The organism is Rhizobium tibeticum, assembly GCF_900110205.1.
In the GTDB taxonomy this organism is placed as follows: Bacteria; Pseudomonadota; Alphaproteobacteria; order Rhizobiales; family Rhizobiaceae; genus Rhizobium; species Rhizobium tibeticum.
In genome coordinates this window covers 289992-305708 of sequence record NZ_FOCV01000001.1, presented here as the reverse complement: position 1 = coordinate 305708, position 15717 = coordinate 289992, and the positions used below count along the sequence as shown (strand labels likewise).

Genomic DNA, 15717 nt, shown 5'->3' with positions numbered 1-15717 from the left:
ATGTCGCTCACTTCCGCACTGAATACGGCGCAGAGCATATTCAACAATACCGGCACTCAGAGCAGTGTGGTATCGAACAATATCTCAAACTCCAGCAACAGCGATTACGTGCGCCGGCAGGCGATGATCACCACGTCGCTGAATGGCGCGCAAGTCGTGAAGATCAGCCGCGCGCAGGAAGACGCGCTGCAGAAGCAGTGGCTGAAAGCGAGTGCGCAAGACAGTGGCCAGCAAACGCTGCTTGGCGGCCTGACCGACCTGAAATCGATCATGGGTGGCAACGATTACGAAACGTCGCCGGCAAACTATCTCTCGACGTTTCGCGAAAAGCTGCAGGCCTTTCGCACGTCGCCGAGCAGCACGATTGCCGCGCAGAGCGCGGTCACGGCCGCGCAGGACGTCGCCAATTCACTGAACAATGCAACGAAATCCGTGCAGGCCGTCCGTCAGGGTGCGGACAAGGAAATCGCAACCCAGGTTGCGACACTGAACACCCTGCTTGCGCAGTTCAAGACGGCGAACGATGCCGTCAAGAGCGCTACCGCCACCGGCGGCAATCCAGCCGATGCACTGGATGAGCGCGACAAGCTGCTGAAGCAGATCTCCGCAATCGTCGGCGTCAACGCGGTCGATCGCGACAACGGCGATATGGCGCTCTATACGACAGACGGCACGGTCGTTTTCGACACGATACCGCGCACAGTCACCTTCGTCGCACAGGACACCTACACTGCCCAGACCAAAGGCAATGCGATCTACATCGATGGCGTAGCGCTTGCGAGCGGCAAGGGCTCGACGAGCACGGCCCAGGGAAGCCTGCAGGCGCTCCTGCAGGTGCGGGATGACATCGCTCCGACATTCCAGTCGCAGCTCGACGAGATCGCGAAGTCGCTCGTCACCATGTTCTCCGAAACCGGCGGCGCGCCCGCCACGACGCAGCCAGGCCTCTTCGTCTGGAAGACCGCGGTGGGCACGCCGGGCGGCACGCCGAGCGCATCAGGCGTCATCGACGGCATCGCCGGCACTATCACTGTAAACACTGCCGTCATTACCAGCCAGGGCGGCGACCCGATGAAGTTGCGCGATGGGTCAATCTCCGGCCTCACCAACCTCAATCCGACCGGCAAAAGCGGCTTCTCCGACAATCTCGACGCGCTCTACACGGCGATGGGCACGGCTCAGACCTTTTCAGCGACCGCTGGCCTCTCGTCCAACGTCAACATCATGGATTACGCCTCGAATTCGATCGGCTGGCTCGAGCAGTATCGAAGCGATGCGACGACGGCGTCCGAGAATACCTCGGCAGCACTCTCGCGTTCGACGGAAGCCTATTCCAACGAGACCGGCGTCAACCTCGACGAGGAACTGACGCTGCTTCTCGACATCGAGCAGTCCTACAAGGCGGCCACGAAGATCCTCAACGCTGTCGACGAAATGTTGAAGTCGTTGCTGGACATAGCGAGTTAAGCCATGAAAAGTTCATTTATTTCTAGTTCAGCCATTCAAAACGCGATGCGATTGACGATCCGCCAGTCGCAGAAGCAATTGGTCAGCGCTTCTCTCGAAGCAACGACGGGCGTTTACGCCGACATCGGCGCCTCCCTGGGTTCTGGCGCAGCCAAGAGTGTGAACTTCACGTCCGAGGTCAGCCGCATCAAGGCTCTCAAGGGCAGCAATTCCGTCGTATCGGCACGTCTCGAAGCGTCGCAGCTTGGCCTCAACAGCATGAAGAAGGCCGGCGATGCGCTGGTCTCCAAGTTGACAGCGCTTCAGGGCAGTCAGGACAAGACCAGCATCACGGTGGCGATGCAATCTGCCGGCGACGCGCTGTCGCAGTTGATGGATACGGGCAATTCCATGCTCAACGGCGAGTACCTGTTCTCCGGTATCAACACCGATGTGCAGCCGCTCACCAACCAGCAGAATGCCGCGACGACCGCCATTCAGACGAACCTCACGGCCTATGCAAGCGGCCTTGGCAAACCGGTGAGTTCTCTGACCGGCGCCGAGATGGGTAAGTTCATTACTGACTTCGTTGAGCCGATGTTCTCGCAGGACACCTTCAACGGCACCTCCACGCCGATCGCGTTCCCGCCATCCGGCGCGCCGATCCCGCTTGCGCCTGCGGCCTATGTGACGCCGCCGGCCTGGAGCGACTGGTCGGCCGCATCGAACCAGAACATGACGAGCCGTATCAGTAACTCGGAAGTCGTAACATCGTCGACCAACGCCAACTCGGGCGGCATGCGCTACTTCGCGCTCGCTTCGATCACCGTCTCGGCGCTGGCCAGCCAGAATGTCAGCGCTGACGCATTGAGCACGGTTACCTCCAAGGCGATCGGCTATGCGGCGCAGGCAACGACCGGCATCGTGACGCAGGCAAGCCAGCTTGGTCTTTCGCAGGAGCGCGTCGAGAAGGCCAACGATGCCCTCGATGCACAGTCAAGCATCATCCAGAACAAGCTCGTCGATCTCCAGGGCGTGGATACCTCGGAAGCATCGACACTCGTCAACACGCTCCAGACGCAGTTGGAGACGGCCTACACCATCGTATCGAAAATCCAGCAGTTGAGTCTCGTGAACTACCTTTGATGATCAAGGGTACGAAAGACAAAGAAGGATGCATGAATGTATCAGTTCTCTTACTCCGAGGTCATGGAGGACTCGGTGGCCGATGCGAAGGAGCGGGAGCGTCAAGTTCTCGACCGGTCCATCGAGCTGCTGTCGATTGCGCGGGACAAAGAGAAATACAGCCGGGAAGCCATTGATGCATTGTTCTACACCCGGCGTGTTTGGGTGAGTTTCATCGAGGATCTCAAGCATCCGGACAACCAGCTTGAGATCCAGCTGCGGGCCAACCTCATCTCCATCGCGATCTGGATCTTGAAGGAGTGCGATCGGATCAGGCGCCGGCAGTCGACGAACTACCAAGGCATTATCGACGTTACCACCATCATCAGGGATGGACTAAAATGAAAAGCACACTTCGTATCTCGCTAAAAGCCGGGGAAAAGATCTTCATTAACGGCGCAGTCTTGCGCGTCGATCGCAAGGTCGCGCTGGAATTCCTGAATGATGTAACGTTCCTTCTCGAAAACCACGTTCTCCAGCCGGAAGAGGCGACAACGCCTCTGCGCCAGCTCTATTTCATTGCGCAGATGATCCTCATCAATCCTGAGGGCAAGGAGCAATCGACGGCGATGTTCCGCAAGTCGGTCACCATGCTGCTGACCTGCTTCAAGAACGAGGAAGTTCTGGCCGAGCTGAAACGAATCGATGGTCTCGTTTCGACCGGACGTGCATTCGACGCCCTGAAGGCGATCCGCGGTCTGTATGCGATCGAAGATGGCATACTCAACAACCACGAAATGCCGCCGACGATGGTCGAGCAGATTCGTAAGGAGATCGCACCATGGCGGTAAGTGGCGTTTCGAGCACGTCGAGCACCTCGTCCTCGTCGAGCACCTCGAGCGCGCAGCAGAAGGCAACGCTCAACTACGACAACTTCCTGCAGCTGCTCATCGCGCAGATGAAGAACCAGGATCCGACGGATCCGGTGGATGCCAGCGAGCAGATGTCGCAGCTGGCGAGCTTCTCGCAGGTCGAGCAGACGATCCAGACGAACAGCAAGCTGGACACGCTGCTTGCCAGCTCCAGCCTGACGCAGGCCGGCAGCTACATCGGCAAGTACATGACCAGCGCTGACGGATCCGTCAAAGGCACGGTTGCTTCGGTCAAGGTCTATTCCGACGGAATTGTCGCGACGACGACCGACGGGAAGAGTATCCTTGTTCAGGCGGGAATCACGCTTGCCGACAAGGCGCCGACGACGTCGAGCTAAGTGCAACTATGAGGCGGTTTGGCCATATCGGGCGGACCGCAAGGCGATATGAGGTTGCCTGACAATGAATGAAGCTGATGCTCTTGACCTTTTCCAGGCCGCGATCTGGACCGTTCTTGTTTCGGCCGGCCCAGCGGTTGCGGCAGCCATGGTTGTCGGTCTGATCATCGCGCTGTTCCAGGCGCTGACGCAGGTTCAGGAAGCAACCCTCACCTTCGTTCCGAAAATCGTGGCGGTCCTCGTCACCATCGGCATCTCGGCTCCGTTCGTCGGATCGCAGATTTCGATTTTCACCAATCTGGTGTTTTCGCGCATTCAGTCGGGTTTTTGAGCCACCTTCGCGCAAGCTTCGCCATTTAATTCTCATTCCGAATTGGTGGGCATCATGCCCGCACCTCTCATGAAGAGACGGAACAGAAATGGCGCAACCTCCCGCACTCCCCCTCCCGAAAGCCGGACTTAGCGTACGCGATATCGGTTTTGCCATGGGCATCATCCTTATCATCTGCGTCCTCTTTCTGCCGATCCCGCCGTTCTTGATCGACATGGGTTTGGCCTTCTCGATCGCTTTCTCGGTGCTGATCCTGATGGTGGCGCTGTGGATCCAGAAGCCGCTCGACTTCTCATCATTCCCGACCATTCTTCTGATCGCGACCATGACGCGCTTGGCGCTGAACATCGCGACGACGCGCGTCATCCTTTCGCACGGTAACGAGGGTCATGATGCAGCCGGCGGCGTCATCGCAGGCTTTGCCAGTCTCGTCATGTCCGGCGACTTCGTGATCGGTCTGATCGTCTTTCTGATCCTGATCACCATCAACTTCATCGTCATCACCAAGGGCGCGACACGTATCGCGGAAGTCGGCGCGCGCTTCACTCTCGATGCGATCCCCGGCAAGCAGATGTCGATCGACGCCGACCTCTCGGCCGGCATCATCGACGAGAAGGAAGCCCAGCGTCGCCGTAAGGAACTGGAAGAGGAAAGCTCCTTCTTCGGTGCCATGGACGGCGCGTCCAAATTCGTTCGTGGCGATGCGATTGCCGGTCTTCTGATTACCTGCATCAACATTTTTGGCGGCATCATCATCGGCTATTTCCGGCACGGTATGCCGATCGGCGAAGCCGCCGACGTCTTCGTCAAGCTCTCCGTGGGCGACGGCCTCGTCTCGCAGATGCCGGCCCTCATCGTTTCGCTCGCAGCCGGCCTTCTCGTGTCGCGCGGCGGCACCGTCGGTTCCACTGAACAGGCAGTCGTCAACCAGCTCAGCGGTTATCCGCGCGCCCTTTCGGTATCCGCGGTTCTGATGGCAATCCTCGGGCTCATGCCGGGCCTGCCGTTTTTCCCTTTCATGTTCCTGTCTGGTCTTCTGGCCTTCGGCGCCTGGTTCATTCCTCGTCAGGTCGAGGCCGAGAACAAGGCGCGGCGCGAGCAGGAAGAGAAGAAGGTCGTCCAGAACAAGGAGCTCGAAAAGGACTCCGTCAAGTCGGTGCTGCGCACCTCGGAAATCGAACTCGCGCTCGGCAAGATGGTGTCGACGCGTCTGCTTGGTGCTCACCAGGAGCTCGCCTTCCGCGTCGGCAAGATGCGCAAGAAATTCGCGACGCAGTACGGCTTCGTTGTTCCGGAAATCAAGGTCACCGACGATATCGCCATCGCCGAGAAGTCCTATCAGATCCGAATCCACGGTACGACGGTTGCTTCCAACATGCTGCGCGTGGGCGAGGTTCTGGTCGTCACCGGATCCGGCCGTAAGCCAAGCATTCCGGGCGACGAGATTCGCGAACCAGCGTTCGGCATGCCGGCGGTTTCCATTCTTGAAGCCTTTGCCGAAGACTTGAAGCGCGAAGGTTTCCAGCCGATCGACAATGTCTCGGTCGTGCTGACGCATATGAGCGAAGTCATCCGCAACAATCTGCCGGCGCTTCTGTCCTATAAGGACGTGAAGGTGCTGATCGACAGGCTCGATCCCGAATACAAGAAGCTGGCCGACGAGATCTGCTCGTCGCACATGTCCTATTCTGGCCTGCAGGCTGTGTTGAAGCTGCTTCTCGCCGAGCGCGTGTCGATTCGCAACCTGCACCTCATCCTGGAAGCCGTCGCCGAACTCGCGCCGCATGTGCGCAAGACCGAGCAGATTGTCGAGCACGTCCGCGTTCGCATGGCACAGCAGCTATGCGGCGATCTCGCCGACAATGGTGTGCTTCGCGTACTGCGGCTCGGCAGCAAGTGGGACCTGGCTTTCCATCAGGCGCTGAAGCGTGACAACAAGGGCGAGATCGTCGAATTCGACATCGACCCGCGCATGCTGGAGGAGTTCAGCGAGCAGGCGACGAAGGTTATCCGTGAATTCATGGATCGCGGCCTGCCGTTCGCCCTTGTCACCTCGCCGGAAACACGTTCCTATGTGCGTATGATCATCGAACGATTGTTCGCAACGCTCCCGGTTCTATCGCATGTCGAGCTGGCCAAGGGCATCGAGATAAAGATTCTGGGCTCGATTTCATGATAACTGACCCGCAAGGGACCGTCCTGGCGCTGTTCCTGATCTTCTGCAGGATCGGCGGCTGTGTCCTGGCGATGCCTGGCTTTTCGTCGGCCCGTGTGCCGGCGCAATTGCGGGTTTTCATCGCCGCCGCCCTGTCCCTTGCGATCCTGCCTGTGCTTTGGGATACTGTCTATCCGATCGTCCACACATCGAACGCCACCTATATCGGTTACATTTTCAGCGAATCGCTGATTGGCGTCATGTACGGAATGCTCGCCCGTGTCTACACGCTCGGCCTGCAGTTCGCGGCCAGCGTCATTGCGATGATGATCGGATACACCCAGCCGAGCGCGGGCGATATCTTCGAAGATACCCCCGAAACCAGCCTTTCTGGCTTCATCACCTTTGCCGGCATGATGATCCTGTTCATGATGGACTTTCATCACATCGTATTCCGGGCATTGATCGATTCTTACACGTCGATGCCTTTCGGCGGCATCATGCAGCTGCGCAGTACGCTCATCTCGTTCACCGACACGCTGTCATCGACGTTCATGATCATGCTGCGGCTCTCTAGCCCGTTCCTGATCTACGGCCTGATGTTCAACATCGCCATCGGCTTCATCAACAAGCTGGCGCCGCAGATCCCGGTGTATTTCATATCGACGCCCTACCTGCTCCTCGGCGGCCTCTTCCTTTTCTACTTCTCCGTGGCGGCGCTGGTCAGCCAGTTCGGCCAATCCTTCGCCAGCGTTTTCATCGGCAGGTAGTGGTATGGCGGACAAGACACGCTCCCAGAAACTGAAACGCCTCGTAGCGGTTCAACGGCATCTGGAGCAGATGGCCGAGTTCGATCTTGCCGAAACGAGCCGTCAGCGCGCGGAAGTCAACGACCAGATGGACAGCGTCATTCTGGCGCTCGGCTCCATGGACCCCGTCCATCATGCCTTTTCGCAGGGCTATGCGGATCGATTCAACCGGCTCGGGATCAAGGACAAGCAACTGACCGGCATGCAGCAGATTCACGAAATGCGCGTCGTTCAGGAGCGCGCCAAGGGCGATCGGCTGGAAGACGGGATGCGCGAAGCGCTTGAGTCCGAGCGTCGGGAAGCCGACGACAATGCAGTCTATGATCTCATCGATCAAGCGTTCGGTACGCCAGCCTCCAGCAAGCTTCAAAAATCATAATCGTCACAATCTTAATCAAGAGGATTGTGACTTGGCTATTTCACCTCCGAGTGATCTGGTCCTGGATGTTGTCAAAGCTGCGGACCCGCTCGAGGTTCAGGCAGCCCAGGAAAAACTGAAGGCAAACCAGGCGGCTTTTGCCGCAAACAGTCTCGCCGAAGCCGGCAACGGCTTCACGTCGGCCGTCGATATTCTCGATCGCGCAGTGGGCAAGACCGGTTTGAGCGACAGCAAGAACCGCAGCACCAAGACGGAAGAGGTGCCGGAAACCTACCGCAAGTTCGAGGCGATGGTCCTGCAGAACTTCATCAAGAACATGCTGCCGAGTGAAAGCGAAGAAGTCTACGGCAAGGGTGCCACCGGTGATATCTGGAAGGGCATGATGGCCGAACAGCTCGGCAACGAGATTTCGAAGGGTGACGGCATCGGCATTGCCAAGCAGCTTTATCAGGATGCGCTGAAGAAGCAGGAAGGCAAGGTGGCCAACGCTTCCACCGATCAGGACGATCGCAATATGGCGATGAGCATGATCGACGAGTTCCAGCGCAAGACCTTCGGTACAACAACTGCGGACAACAAGTCCGCCAATGACGCCTGAGAGAATCGAGGACAAAAATGGAAATAATCTCGAACGACTACCGTATCAAATCGGTTCTTGGACGCCTTGAAATGATCATCGACAACGAGAATACACGTATCGGCAACGATCCGCAGTTCGATCTCAAAGTGTCGAATGCACACAAGAGCCGCTGCCTCTATGAGCTGTCGATGCTCTTCCGCGACACCGATCCGAAGGAGCTGGCCGCCACGCATCTCGATCAGCTGCACGGGTTGAAGAAGAAGCTCGTGCTGAACGCACGACGCGTCGAGGCACATCTGGAAGCGGTCCGTACCGTTGCCGATCTCCTGAAGAATGCAGTCCAGGATGCGGATGCCGACGGCACCTATTCCCAAGAGCAATTCGTAGCACGTGACGCTTGATGATTAAGCTCGTTCTGACAGGTGTCTGGGTTTGCGCGATCACGCTGGCATCGGTCTATTTCTCGGTGCACATGGCAACGGCTCCTGCGCCGGCTCCCGATGATTCCAAGCAAAGCCAGCTCGAGCTTGTAAAGGGCGAGACGATCACCGTGCCGATCATTGCCGACGGCGCCGTCACCGGCTACTTCCTCGGCAAGGTGAATTTCATGATGAACAAGGACACGGTGAAAAACCTGTCCTTGCCGCTGACGGAAATGACGACCGACGAGCTCTTTACGCTGCTCGTCGGCAACAAGATGGTCGACATCTCCAACATGAAATCCTTCGATGCGAATGCTTTCCGGGAGATGATCAAGAAGGACATCAACCAGCATCTCGGTGGAGACTACATCGATCAGGTGATGCTGGAGCAGCTCGACTACCTCTCGAAGGAAGACGTCAAGGCGAATGCTTCCGGACAGCAGAAGAAAACGGTCAAACCCGTGAAGGTCGTAGCCCCGGCACCTCCGTCGGACAAGGCTGCAACAGAGTAGACCTAGTCATCGCCCCGAAGCGGCGCCTCTGGCGCCGTCTTGCGTTTGTCCCGGGCTGCGAGGGTTAACAATTCCTTCGCCCGAGGCGAGGAATTCAAGCGATTTTCCTAAGAGATAGTTGAAGTCGCGCTGCTACAAGTGCCGGCGATGGGCTGACTGTGCACCGGCATTCCGGTTCTTGGAATTCTTTCATGCGCTCCCAGGCGAACGCTATTGGTCGATGCTGAATCGTCTGGTGCGGCTATGTGATCTGTTTCGGGATGCATGCAGCATGAAACACTATCGTCAGGAAGCCGGCATGAACCTGATCGCGAATTTCGCGGTCCTGTCGTCGCGTCGTGCAATCTTCGATCTACCGGTCTGCGATCTTGGCTGGGATGACGCGCTCGTGTTCATCAATGAACTCCTGTCGATACCGGTCGGGCAGACATCGATCTCGTTTGTCAACGCGCGCAATATGCTGGTGACGTTGCGCGATAGCGACTACCGCGCTGTTCTCGCGCAAAATCTGCTGCTTCCCGAGGGTCCGGGTCTCGATATTGCATCGAAGGTGGCGCACGGATCGCCGTTCCCGCCAGCCTGAAGGCCGCCGATTTCGTACCGGCGCTGCTGACATTCATGGAGATCCCGCGGCGTATCGGCCTCATCGGCAGCACGCCTGAGGCGGTCAGGAAGGCCGCTGCGAAGTTCCGGTGGCACGCTCCGTGGCATGAATTCATGATCATTTCGGACAGCTTCGCCGAGACGGAAGACCGAGCGGCGATCGTCAAAGAGATCGACCGGCAATGGCTCGACATACTCATCGTCGGAACGGACACGCCATCCCAGGAAAAATGGATCCATAAGAACATCCGGGCGGATCAGGCCCGGCTTGTGCTTGCTGTCGGCGACCTATTCGGTGCCGTGGCGGGTACCGACCACCGCACACCAAAGCTTGTACGGATGATGGGAATTGCACGCGCCTACCACTGGATGCGGGAGCCGAAGCGCGCAGGCGTGCAGTATGGCTTCGCCTTTGCAGTTTTCCTGTACTCCGTGTTTCAGTATGGTGGGAAGCGGCGCAAACGGATACTGAACCGATCCAGGTGAGGCGCAGCTCTGCAGCACGCTGCGAGTTGGCGCCAGTTAACCATTTCTTTGCCATGAACATTTAAGGTTGGTTAACCATCCGCAGTCGCGGGCGGCTCGACCGTTCATACGCATGAGATGTGGCGATGTACGACAGCAATCCGAGAAGCCAAGCCTTCCGCTCCCCGACGGCACGGCACCACCGTATCGCGAGGCCGTCCGAAGCCGCGGCGACGATGCCGGCGCCGGAAGCAAAATTGCTCGGCGTGATCGAGCGCGCGCTTGAGCAACAGCGGGCGAGCCGCGATGCCGTGCCTGAAGCGCCGCCGCTTGTCAGCCGCATCGAAACGATCCTGGGCAAGCGGCTCGAAGCTGCAAACGATGTCGGGGCGGCTGCGGCCGACCCGCTGCCGGCCGCGCCGGCGTCCGAAGTCACGGGTTCCACGAAAGCGGCCGCAAGCCTCAATCAGGCGACACGCGCCGTCGGCAAAGGTGCGCCGAAATCCAGGCGTTTGAAACCTCTTGCCATGGTTGGTCTCATCTGTGCGCTGGGTGCAGCGAGCGGTAGTCTGATCCCCGCTCAACCGACGCGCTATAGCGCGAGAGGGATACTCGCCGTCAAAGGCGCCGGCGAAAGTCGCACTGCAGTCACGAGAGCGACCGAAAAGAGGCTTTCCTCCTCCCCTACGATGGCAGCAACGGTTGCGGCATTGCAACTCGACCGCGATCCGGAGTTCTCCGGCGTCTCCTCGGATGCATTAGCGGTGGCTATCGACCTGCTATCGACCGATGGCGCAGCCGCCGACCCTGTTTCGCGCGCACAGGCATCGCTCGTTTCCGCGATCAGCACCGCGACCGATCCTCACGCCGGCACGATCGATTTCAAGGTGACAACGGGCAGCGCGGAAAAATCCGCGCGCATCGCCGGCTACCTTGCGTCCGTCGTGACGGGCTCAGGGGCAGCAACTGGGCCGGCCGAAGGCGGATCGCTGCAAAAGGCGGACGATGCGGCGCAGCTCGAGCTTGAATCTTTCACGCAGAAGAGCGGCGAAGGCAACGTCAAGGTTGCGGCCCTTCTGCAGCAACAGATCGGAAGCATTGATGCAGAGCTGAAGGCCGCCGAGCAGCGCATCGTTGCGGCGCAAGAGAAGGCGGGCCGGCTGAAGGTTGCCAAGGTCGCTGATGTCCTTGCCGGCACGCTGGATGCGGACCTGATGTCGCCGACACTCATCGACCGTCGAGACAGCTATGTGGCCGCACACCTGTCTCTGTCACAGCTGTCGGCCGATCTCGGCCCCCGCCATCCGCGGCTGCAGGCGCAGCAGGCCGAAGTTGACGGCTTGCAGGACGCGATTGGAGAGGATCTCGGTCGGCTGCTGCGCGATGCGAATGACGAGATGAAATCAGCCACCGTCGACAAACGGCAGCTGAGTGATCGCCGCAATGCGCTGATCGCGCAGAGCAAGGATACGGGTGTCGATCTGGCGAAGCTAACCGAGCTGCGCGACAAGGCAAGTGCGGCGCGCTTGCGCCTGGAGGCTGCGATCACCACCGGAGCCGTTGCGCCAGGTATTGGCAGCGTGCAGCTGCAGAAGAGCGTGCAGATCGCCGCCGTGCCGGCGGACCAGCGCTGGCTTGCGCCGCTGCTCGGCGCTCTTGCAGGGCTCGCATTCGGCCTGGCTGTCGTCTCTGCCAGGGCGCGCTCCACGCTTGCTGCGTCCGCAAGGAAGGAGCCATCGCTACGCACTCCGGCACCGGAGCCAAATGTCGGCACGCCATCAACGGCCGAACCCGCCAAAGGGCCGCGGGACGTCGACATCATTCGCGCGGAACTCGCCACCATGCGCGATAGGCTGCGCACCCGTTCGATAGCGTCCTGACCTCGCCTGCGACACGATTGTTCTTGCATTTGCCATTTTAGGCAGGATAGGGCGTGGACAGGCAAATCGCGCTGAGCGCCACCCGCTACAATGAGCGAAAGCAAGGGCAGGAGACAGTCTTGACGACAGTGATTGATGGCAAACAGGTCGCCGCTTCCGTAATCGAAACGGTGAAGGCAGCGACATCGGCGCTGGACAAGCAAAGTGGTGTCAAGACGGGCCTTGCCGTCGTGATCGTCGGCGACGACCCGGCCAGCCATGCCTATGTCAACTCCAAGGGCAAGATGGCGAAGGAATGCGGATTCAAATCCGTTCAGCACACGCTGCCGGCCGAGACCACGCAGGAGGAACTGGCGGCACTCGTCACTGCGCTGAACAGCGATCCGTCGATTCACGGCATTCTCGTCCAATTGCCGCTGCCGAAGCATCTAAAGTCAGAATTGATCATCCAATCGATCTTGCCCGAAAAGGATGTCGACGGTCTGCACGTCGTCAATGCCGGCAAGCTTGCGACTGGCGACCTCGAAACGGGCCTCGTGTCCTGCACCCCGGCTGGCGCGATGGTCTTCGTGCGACGCACGCATGGCGAAGATCTTTCCGGCCTGAACGCGGTGGTCATCGGCCGCTCAAACCTGTTCGGCAAGCCGATGGCGCAACTGCTGCTCAATGCAAACGCCACGGTGACCATCGCTCATTCACGCACCAAGGATCTGCCGGCCGTCTGCCGCAACGCGGATATACTGGTGGCCGCCGTCGGCCGCCCGGAGATGGTCAAGAGTGATTGGGTGAAGCCGGGCGCCACCGTCATCGATGTTGGTATCAATCGTATTCCTGCCCCGGAAAAGGGCGAAGGCAAAACGCGCCTTGTTGGCGACGTCGCCTTTGAAGATGCCGCCAAGGTTGCCGCCGTCATCACGCCCGTTCCCGGTGGCGTGGGCCCGATGACCATCGCGATGCTGATGGCCAACACCGTCATCGCCGCCCATCGCGCGGCCGGTCAGACACCGCCGACGTTCTGAGCCTGCCGCGGAGCGGGGCCGGTCGAGGCCCTGACAATCAGTTCGGTTTTCCAGAGTTCCTGCTCTGGAAATGGCCCGTCCTGCTTCACCGTTCCGATGAGCCGTTGGGCGATGCGCACGCCTGCGGCGCGCAGCGATGACCGCGTTGTCGTCAACGGCACAGAGAAGTTCTCGGGCTTGAGATGGGGCAAAACGTCGTCGTGCGCGATCAGCGAGATATCCTCGCCGAGCTTGAGCCCAGCCTGATTGGCGGCGCGGATGGCGCCGAGCGCCAGCACCGTACTGGAACAGAGGATCGCCGTCGGCGGCTCCGGCATCTGTAGAAATCGTTCCATCGCGGACTGGCCAAGTTCGTCCGTCATCGATGTGTGGCTCATGCAGTCTTCTGGAAGCGACAGTCCCCGCTCGGAAAGCGCAGCGACAAGTCCGTTCTTGCGACGGATCGCAAAGTCGAGATGTCCCGGTCCGTTGAGCAGGGCAAAGCGCGTATGCCCGAGCTGAAGCAGCAGCCGCGCCGCGTCGTAGAAGGCCGCCTCGTTGTCGATGTCGAGGTAGGGGTAGTCGGGCTCGGACCCGAAGGAGCGGCCATGCACGAGGAATGGCATGGAAAGCGACTTCAGCATCGGCAGCCGTGGGTCGTGGCCGCGCATATAGGCCACGAACAGCGCATCGACATTGCCGCTGACCGCAAGCCGGCGCAGTGCGCCGACCTCGTCGTTCGGATCGGCGGGCATGATGACGAAATGAAAGTCGTGGCGCACGGCTTCCTCGCCAAGACCCGTCAGGAACTCACCGAAGTGCACATCGGAATAGTGATCAGGAGCTGTCGGCATCACGAGGCCGATCGACCCGGCCTTGCCGGTCGCAAGCCGTTGTGCCGCCTTGTTCGGGCGGTAACCTGTCTCCTTCACGGCTTGCAGGACCCGCTCGCGCGTCGCCTCATTGACTTCGGGATAGCCGTTCAATGCACGGCTTACCGTTGTCTGCGACAGGCCAAGCAATTCCGATAGCTGTTTCAGATTCACGTGCTATTCTTCCTCCGCTCGCACTGGTCGCCAGCTCCCAATGGCATCCAAAGCGCTTTTAATTATGTAGCAGTTGTGCCGCTTGACTCAAGAAAAATCGCTCCATATTCCCAGGGTATGGCGTCGAAACCTTGATGCAACAGGCCGCATCTTTTGCGCTTTTCGCGAAATAGCTTGACTCTTTTCCGCCGAAAGTGACATGAGTGCTTTTGTCAAAGCGCTTTGGAACGGCGTCAAAATGGTTTCAAAAGTGCGGTTGGGATTGTGATGGGAGGTTGATCACATGAGAAAGACGTTTTTGATGAGCGTCGCTGCGGCGGCGCTTCTTGCCGGTGCCGCGTCTGCTGCCGATCTGAAGTTCGCTCCGGGACAGGATTCGAAGTTCAACTGGAAGAGCTACGACGATTTCAAAGCTGCGCACGCCGATCTCAAGGGCGAGCAGATGACGATCTTCGGGCCCTGGCGCGGCGAAGACGAAGCCTTCTTCCGCAGCATTCTGGCCTACTTCACCGAAGCAACCGGTGTAGACGCCAAGTACTCGTCTTCGGAAAACTACGAACAGCAGATCGTCATCGACACACAAGCCGGTTCGCCGCCGAATATCGCGGTCCTGCCGCAGCCGGGCCTTCTGGCCGATCTCGCCAGCAAGGGCTTCCTGACGCCGCTCGGCGATGAGAATGCAAAGTGGGTCAAGGACAACTACGGCGCCGGCGATAGCTGGGTCGGTTACGGCACCTACAAGGGCAAGGACGGCAAGGAAGCCTTCTATGCGTTCCCTTATAAGGCCGACGTGAAATCGCTCGTCTGGTACGTGCCCGAGAATTTCAAGGAAGCGGGCTACAAGGTCCCGACGACCATGGAGGAGCTGCATGCTCTGACGGAGCAGATCGTCAAGGATGGCGGCGTGCCGTGGTGCATCGGCCTTGGTTCCGGTGGCGCAACTGGCTGGCCGGCAACGGACTGGATCGAAGACATCATGCTGCGTCAGCAGAAGCCTGACGTCTACGACAAGTGGACCACCAACGAAGTCAAGTTCACCGATCCGGCCGTCGTTGCTGCGATCGAGGAATTCGGCTCGTTCGCCAAGAACGAGAAGTATGTCAGTGGTGGCGTTGCCGCCGTGGCAGCAACGGACTTCCGCGATAGCCCGAAGGGTCTCTTCGGCGTGCCGCCGAAGTGCTATCTGCACCATCAGGCGTCGTTCATCCCGTCGTTCTTCCCGGAGGGGACGAAACTCGGTCAGGATGCCGACTTCTTCTATATGCCGACCTACGCGGCCCATGCCGACCTCGGCAAGCCGGTTCTGGGCGCTGGCACGCTTGTTACCGTCACCAAGGACTCCAAGGCCGCCCGTGCCTTCGTCGAGTTCCTGAAGACGCCGATCGCGCACGAAGTCTGGATGGCACAGTCAAGCTTCCTGACGCCGTACAAGGGCGTCAACACGGCAGCCTATGCCAACGACCAGATGAAGAGGGAAGGCGAGATCCTGACGACCGCGACAACCTTCCGCTTCGACGGTTCCGACCTGATGCCGGGCAAGATCGGCGCGGGTGCATTCTGGACCGGCATGGTCGATTTCGTTGGCGGCAAGTCGGCCGAAGACACCGCCAAGGAAATCCAGAGCTCCTGGGATGGCATTAAGTAATCTCACCTGACATCCGTGCCGCCGGCTGCGGCGGCATGGCTGAAATGCATG

The 15717-nt window shown here is 59.3% G+C and carries 16 protein-coding genes and 1 pseudogene; 16 read left to right on the top strand and 1 reads right to left on the bottom strand.

Translation table 11 applies throughout. From position 1 onward, the window contains the following. The 15 genes and pseudogenes from flgK (at position 1) to folD (ending at position 12996) form a co-directional block, all read left to right on the top strand. Positions 1 to 1467, top strand: coding sequence for a flagellar hook-associated protein FlgK (gene flgK / locus BSG20_RS01485; RefSeq protein WP_072370924.1), 1467 nt, complete (start codon positions 1 to 3; stop codon positions 1465 to 1467). 3 nt (positions 1468 to 1470) lie between these two features. Then, entirely contained in the window at positions 1471 to 2592 is a 1122-nt protein-coding gene (locus BSG20_RS01480) for a flagellar hook-associated family protein (protein ID WP_072370921.1), read from the top strand. 36 nt (positions 2593 to 2628) lie between these two features. After that, on the top strand, positions 2629 to 2976 hold the full coding sequence (flaF, locus tag BSG20_RS01475; protein ID WP_024312999.1) for a flagellar biosynthesis regulator FlaF: 348 nt from the start codon (positions 2629 to 2631) through the stop codon (positions 2974 to 2976). Beyond that, a complete protein-coding gene (gene flbT / locus BSG20_RS01470; RefSeq protein WP_072370919.1) occupies positions 2973 to 3422 on the top strand; it encodes a flagellar biosynthesis repressor FlbT in 450 nt (149 codons plus the stop codon). Before flaF ends, flbT begins: the two co-directional genes overlap by 4 nt. Further along, entirely contained in the window at positions 3413 to 3841 is a 429-nt protein-coding gene (gene flgD, locus BSG20_RS01465) for a flagellar hook assembly protein FlgD (RefSeq protein WP_007796653.1), read from the top strand. The genes flbT and flgD overlap by 10 nt, the downstream gene beginning before the upstream one ends. A gap of 64 nt (positions 3842 to 3905) precedes the next feature. Beyond that, entirely contained in the window at positions 3906 to 4172 is a 267-nt protein-coding gene (gene fliQ / locus BSG20_RS01460) for a flagellar biosynthesis protein FliQ (RefSeq protein ID WP_016552783.1), read from the top strand. 88 nt (positions 4173 to 4260) lie between these two features. Next, on the top strand, positions 4261 to 6348 hold the full coding sequence (flhA, locus tag BSG20_RS01455) for a flagellar biosynthesis protein FlhA (RefSeq protein WP_072370916.1): 2088 nt from the start codon (positions 4261 to 4263) through the stop codon (positions 6346 to 6348). Beyond that, positions 6345 to 7097 (top strand): flagellar biosynthetic protein FliR, encoded by a 753-nt coding sequence (gene fliR / locus BSG20_RS01450; RefSeq protein ID WP_072370913.1) that lies wholly within the window; start codon positions 6345 to 6347, stop codon positions 7095 to 7097. Before flhA ends, fliR begins: the two co-directional genes overlap by 4 nt. A 4-nt stretch (positions 7098 to 7101) precedes the next feature. Further along, on the top strand, positions 7102 to 7515 hold the full coding sequence (locus BSG20_RS01445) for a hypothetical protein (RefSeq protein ID WP_072370910.1): 414 nt from the start codon (positions 7102 to 7104) through the stop codon (positions 7513 to 7515). Between the two features lie 31 nt (positions 7516 to 7546). Then, positions 7547 to 8113 carry a rod-binding protein gene (locus BSG20_RS01440; RefSeq protein WP_024312994.1) on the top strand — a complete coding sequence of 189 codons (567 nt, stop codon included), beginning with the start codon at positions 7547 to 7549 and terminating at the stop codon, positions 8111 to 8113. A gap of 17 nt (positions 8114 to 8130) precedes the next feature. Continuing rightward, complete coding sequence (locus tag BSG20_RS01435; RefSeq protein WP_007796675.1) at positions 8131 to 8496, top strand: hypothetical protein; 366 nt, start codon at positions 8131 to 8133, stop codon at positions 8494 to 8496. Further along, entirely contained in the window at positions 8496 to 9029 is a 534-nt protein-coding gene (locus BSG20_RS01430; protein ID WP_072370907.1) for a hypothetical protein, read from the top strand. The genes BSG20_RS01435 and BSG20_RS01430 overlap by 1 nt, the downstream gene beginning before the upstream one ends. 298 nt (positions 9030 to 9327) lie before the next feature. Continuing rightward, positions 9328 to 10118: pseudogene (locus tag BSG20_RS01425) on the top strand (WecB/TagA/CpsF family glycosyltransferase). 125 nt (positions 10119 to 10243) lie between these two features. Beyond that, positions 10244 to 11977, top strand: a complete 1734-nt coding sequence (locus BSG20_RS01420; RefSeq protein ID WP_072370904.1) for a GumC domain-containing protein — start codon at positions 10244 to 10246, stop codon at positions 11975 to 11977. 119 nt (positions 11978 to 12096) lie between these two features. Then, on the top strand, positions 12097 to 12996 hold the full coding sequence (gene folD, locus BSG20_RS01415) for a bifunctional methylenetetrahydrofolate dehydrogenase/methenyltetrahydrofolate cyclohydrolase FolD (protein WP_072371122.1): 900 nt from the start codon (positions 12097 to 12099) through the stop codon (positions 12994 to 12996). Here folD and BSG20_RS01410 read toward each other — a convergent pair. Continuing rightward, complete coding sequence (locus BSG20_RS01410) at positions 12975 to 14021, bottom strand: LacI family DNA-binding transcriptional regulator (RefSeq protein ID WP_072370901.1); 1047 nt, start codon at positions 14019 to 14021, stop codon at positions 12975 to 12977. The two genes, folD and BSG20_RS01410, sit on opposite strands and share 22 nt — an antisense overlap. 283 nt (positions 14022 to 14304) lie before the next feature. Between BSG20_RS01410 and BSG20_RS01405 the strand changes: the two genes are divergently transcribed. Further along, a complete protein-coding gene (locus BSG20_RS01405; protein ID WP_072370898.1) occupies positions 14305 to 15666 on the top strand; it encodes an ABC transporter substrate-binding protein in 1362 nt (453 codons plus the stop codon). Positions 15667 to 15717: the final 51 nt, after the last annotated feature.

Coding starts and splice junctions, on each gene's coding strand:
- flhA (WP_072370916.1), top strand. CDS start 4,261: ATGGCGCAACCTCCCGCACTCCCCCTCCCGAAAGCCGGACTTAGCGTA.
- fliR (WP_072370913.1), top strand. CDS start 6,345: ATGATAACTGACCCGCAAGGGACCGTCCTGGCGCTGTTCCTGATCTTC.
- flaF (WP_024312999.1), top strand. CDS start 2,629: ATGTATCAGTTCTCTTACTCCGAGGTCATGGAGGACTCGGTGGCCGAT.
- BSG20_RS01420 (WP_072370904.1), top strand. CDS start 10,244: ATGTACGACAGCAATCCGAGAAGCCAAGCCTTCCGCTCCCCGACGGCA.
- BSG20_RS01405 (WP_072370898.1), top strand. CDS start 14,305: ATGAGAAAGACGTTTTTGATGAGCGTCGCTGCGGCGGCGCTTCTTGCC.
- flgK (WP_072370924.1), top strand. CDS start 1: ATGTCGCTCACTTCCGCACTGAATACGGCGCAGAGCATATTCAACAAT.
- BSG20_RS01430 (WP_072370907.1), top strand. CDS start 8,496: ATGATTAAGCTCGTTCTGACAGGTGTCTGGGTTTGCGCGATCACGCTG.
- fliQ (WP_016552783.1), top strand. CDS start 3,906: ATGAATGAAGCTGATGCTCTTGACCTTTTCCAGGCCGCGATCTGGACC.
- BSG20_RS01445 (WP_072370910.1), top strand. CDS start 7,102: ATGGCGGACAAGACACGCTCCCAGAAACTGAAACGCCTCGTAGCGGTT.
- flgD (WP_007796653.1), top strand. CDS start 3,413: ATGGCGGTAAGTGGCGTTTCGAGCACGTCGAGCACCTCGTCCTCGTCG.
- flbT (WP_072370919.1), top strand. CDS start 2,973: ATGAAAAGCACACTTCGTATCTCGCTAAAAGCCGGGGAAAAGATCTTC.
- BSG20_RS01435 (WP_007796675.1), top strand. CDS start 8,131: ATGGAAATAATCTCGAACGACTACCGTATCAAATCGGTTCTTGGACGC.
- BSG20_RS01480 (WP_072370921.1), top strand. CDS start 1,471: ATGAAAAGTTCATTTATTTCTAGTTCAGCCATTCAAAACGCGATGCGA.